We start from the raw sequence: 2,152 nt of genomic DNA, 5'->3' as shown, positions 1-2,152 counted from the left end.
ATCTGGGGCAAGCTCGCCGACCTGTTCAACCGCAAACTGCTGATCCATATCGCGATCGTCCTGTTCGTGCTCGCGACCGCCGCCGCCGGCTTCTCGCAGAACACCGACACGCTCATCGCCTTCCGCGCCGTGCAGGGCCTGGGCGCCGGTGGTCTCGCCGCGCTCAGCCAGGTGATCATGGCCGACATCATCAGCCCGCGCGAACGCGGCCGGTACATGGGTCTGTTCGGCGCCGTCATGGCCGTCGCCACCGTCGGCGGCCCGCTGCTCGGCGGCGTCATCACCGATGCCTTCGGCTGGCGCTTCAACTTCTTCGTCGCCCTCCCCTTCGCGGTCGCCGCCCTGTTCATCCAGCAGCGCACCCTGCACCTGCCCCCGCGCGTCAAGCGCACCGTGAAGATCGACTACCTCGGCATCGTCCTGCTCTCGACCGCCGTGTCGCTGCTGCTGATCTGGGTCACCAACGCCGGACGCTCGTTCGACTGGGCCAGCACCGAGACCCTCCTGATGGTCGGGGGCGCGGTCCTCGCCACGATCCTGTTCATCGTGGTCGAGTTGCGCTCCGCCGAGCCGCTCGTCCCGCTCACCCTCTTCCGGGATGCCACCTTCACCCTCGCCACGATCGCCTCGATCGCCACGGGACTGGCCATGTTCGGCACGTCGGTGTTCCTCAGCCAGTACATGCAGATGGCGCGCGGTGCGACGCCCACCCAGGCGGGCGTCATGACGATCCCGATGATCGCGGGGCTCCTCCTGGCATCCGTGATCGTCGGTGCGCTCATCACGCGGTTCGGACACTGGAAGCCGTTCCTCATCGTCGGCGGGGTGCTCCTGATCGCGGGGACGTTCCTGCTGTCGACGATCCACTACGACACCAACTTCGCCCTGGTCTCGGTGTACATGTTCCTGCTCGGAGCCGGCGTCGGCATGACGATGCAGAACCTCGTACTGATCGTGCAGAACACCGCCGATCCGACCCGGATGGGTGCGGCCAGCTCCGGCGTGACGTTCTTCCGCAGCCTCGGCGGCACGATCGGCGTCTCGGTGATGGGCGCCGTGCTCGCCAGCACCGCTACCGGGCTGTTCACCGACCGCGCGGCCGACCTGCAGTCCGCCCTCGCCGGTCTCGGCGCGGCCGGAGCCCCGGTGGCCCAGGCCCTGCAGTCGGGCACGATCCCGCAGGTGTCGAGCCTTCCCGAGACCGTCCAGGTGATCGTCGAGGACGTCTACGCGCAGTCCATCGCCCACGCGTTCCTCATCGCGGTGCCGGTTGCGGTCGTGAGCCTCATCGCGATCCTGTTCCTCCCCAACCGTCCGCTGAACCGCATGACGACCGCCGAGCGCGTCGCCGCGAGCGAAGCCGACCTGGCCACCGTGTCGGTCCCGGCCGGCATGGCGACCCTGTCCACCACCGGAACCGTGACGACCGTGGATGCCACGTCCCGCCGCCGTGCGCGTTCGGATGCTCCGATGGGGGAGGATGGGTGACGTGACTCCCGCAAACGACGCCGAGCGGCAGGCCGCCGTGCAAGCTCTCGAATCGTCGTTCTCGGAGCTGATGACCGTGTTCCGCCGCTTCGTCGCCGACGCGGCGGAACGGGTCAGCCCGGGGATGCTCCCCGCGACGTTCAAGGCCCTGTCGGTCGTGAGCCGGTTCGGCCCGATGACGCTGTCGGCCCTGGCCGAGCGCCTCGCCGCCGACAAGGGATTCCTCAGCCGGGCCATCAGCGAACTCGAGGAGATGGGACTGGTCGCCCGCACCCCCGACCCGAACGATCGACGCTCCCGCCTCATCACCGTCACCGACCTCGGGCACGAGCGGTTGAGCGAAGCGCGGGCACCGCACCAGGGCCGCCTCTACGAGGCGCTCGCGGACTGGTCGGTCGACGAGATCGGCCACCTGTCGACGATGCTGCACGCCCTCGCCGTCGGCGAGATCCCCGACCGCCGCTGAGCGCGTCGGCCCTCGTTCCGCAGTGACGCGACACGGTGATCGAGGTGTAACACCGTCGAGACAATGGCGCTGTTGACTGAGGGGGTCGAGGCGGAGCCGCCGTCGACGTCACCCCCGAGGAGGAACGCCCGATGAGATTCCGATCGACGCGTCCCGAGGCGGGCGTCCACACACCGCCCCCACCCCTCCCCGAGACCA

The 2,152-nt window shown here is 69.2% G+C and carries 2 protein-coding genes; both read left to right on the top strand.

Translation table 11 applies throughout. The features are described from left to right. On the top strand, positions 1-1,488 hold a 1,488-nt coding region (locus tag LQV45_RS27430; RefSeq protein WP_230009977.1), incomplete at its 5' end, for an MFS transporter. 1 nt (position 1,489) lies between these two features. Further along, the gene (locus LQV45_RS27425; RefSeq protein WP_374208308.1) at positions 1,490-1,954 is read left to right on the top strand and encodes a MarR family winged helix-turn-helix transcriptional regulator; all 465 of its coding nucleotides are present in this window, start codon (positions 1,490-1,492) and stop codon (positions 1,952-1,954) included. The last annotated feature ends 198 nt before the right edge of the window (positions 1,955-2,152 follow it).

The organism is Microbacterium sp. Bi128 (assembly GCF_918698205.1).
This window is presented reverse-complemented; position numbering and strand designations above follow the sequence as displayed.